1 protein-coding gene is annotated in these 1,851 nt (G+C 69.6%); it reads right to left on the reverse strand.

Going from position 1 to position 1,851, the window contains the following annotated elements:
• Positions 1–1,851 (reverse strand): condensation domain-containing protein (locus AC1DYI_RS34295; RefSeq protein WP_477208571.1); only part of this gene is annotated, 1,851 nt, incomplete at both ends.

The following is a 1,851-nucleotide window of genomic DNA, read 5'->3' on the forward strand; positions in this document are numbered from 1 at the left end:
GGCCAGCATGGCCTCGAACGCGCGCAGGTAGTAGCCCGCCACGCGGTCGATGAATGCCTGGTCGTAGAGGTCGGCGTCCCAGGTCAGCACCAGCGCCAGGCTGTCATCGCCGACGGCGCGCGAGACATTGACGCAGAAGTCGAAGTTGGTCTTCTCGAAGCCGCGCCGGCCGACAACGCGCACGCGCTGGTCGGCTTCCAGCGCCTGGTAGGCGTGGAAGTGCGTGTAGTTGAACAAGACCTCGGAGAACTCGCGCCGCAGGTCCTGCTGGATCGCGGACGAGGGGTAGTGGCGGTAGCGTTGGTGCTCGGCCAGCTGGCTGGCGATCGCACCAATCAGCGCACGCCAGCTGCCAGGCTGCAGTTCGAGGCATACCGGCAGCGAATTCAGGAACAGCCCCAGGCCCTTTTCGCCGCCCTCTTGCTCGGGCCGGCCGTTGTGGACCACCGAGCTGAGGGTCCAGCGTTGCCCGGACAGCGCCGACAGCACGCGGGCATGCCCCGCGAGCATCAGCGGCTGCATCGGTACGCCCAGGTGGCGTGCGAGTGCGGTCAGCCCGGCGCCGAGTGCGCCGAATCCGGTGACCCGTGTCGTGCGATGGCGGCGGTCCTCGTGGCCGCCCGGCAGCGCGCCCGACCGCAACGGCAACTGGCGCCCGGGTGCCTCGGCGAGCGCGGCGGTCCAGTGACGACGCGCCTCGTCACTCGCCAGCACGCTCAGCTCCTGCGCGACAAAGTCGCGGAACGCCAGGTCGCGCACCGGCTCGGGCAGCGCGCCGCCAGCGAGCAATTGGCTGTAGCGCAGCAGCAGCTGGCTCGTGAAGAGCGAATTGCTCCAGCCGTCGTACACCGCGTGGTGGAAGCTGAGCGCCAGCTCGAACTCGGTGTCACTGCGCAGGTGGACGAAGACCTTGAACAACGGGCCGCACCAATCGAAGGACACACGCTTCTCATCTTCGATCCAGCGGGCAATGTGCGTATCCTGCGCTGCCGGCGCCAGGTGGCGCAGGTCATGGACCGCCAGCGGCAACGCGAACTCGCGATGCACCAGCTGCAGCGGACGCTCGCGGTCGAGCTCGTAGCTGCTGCGCAGCACCGGGTGGTCGCGGAACAGCGACGCGAGCGCATGCTCCAGGCCCGCAGCGTCCCAACGCGCTTGCACGCGCAGGCTGATGACGTCGTGGTAGGCCTCGCCGTGCTGCTCCAGCCGGGTGTGGAACACCATGCCCAGTTGCAGCTGCGACATCGGGTACGCGTCTTCGTAGCGCGCCGGGGCGTCCTGGCCCAGGCTGGCGCGTTCCTCTGCGCTCAGCAGCGCGAACGGCGCCAGGGTCTCGGCCGCGGGTTCGGGTTCGGGTGCCGCGAGGCTGCGCAGCGCACCGGCCAGATCCGCCACTGTCTGGTGCTTGAAGAGGTCTTTCACGCCGAGCACGAAGCCGGCTGCTTTGGCTTGCGCGACGATGCGGATCGACAGGATCGAGTCCCCGCCGAGCGAGAAGAAGTTGTCGTGCACGCCGGCACGCTCGACGCGCAGCACGTTCTGCCAGATGGCGCACAGCCGGACTTCGACTTCGTTGCGCGGTTCGACATGCGCCGCGCGCAGCAGGTCCTCTGCGCGCGGCGCCGGCAGCGCCTTGCGGTCGACCTTGCCGTTGGCGTTCAGCGGCAGCGCTGGCATCACCACCACCACCGCCGGCACCATGTACTCGGGCAGCTGCCGCGCCAGCGCCTCGCGGCAGCGCTGCGGCAGCAAGGCCTGCGCTTCGGCCGCCTCGCCTGGCTGTGCCACCACGTACGCCACCAGCCGCTTGTTCCCGCCGGCGTCCGCGCCGTCATCCGAGCGCGCCAGCAC

The sequence above is a fragment of the Ideonella sp. P3_A4 genome, assembly GCF_056403075.1.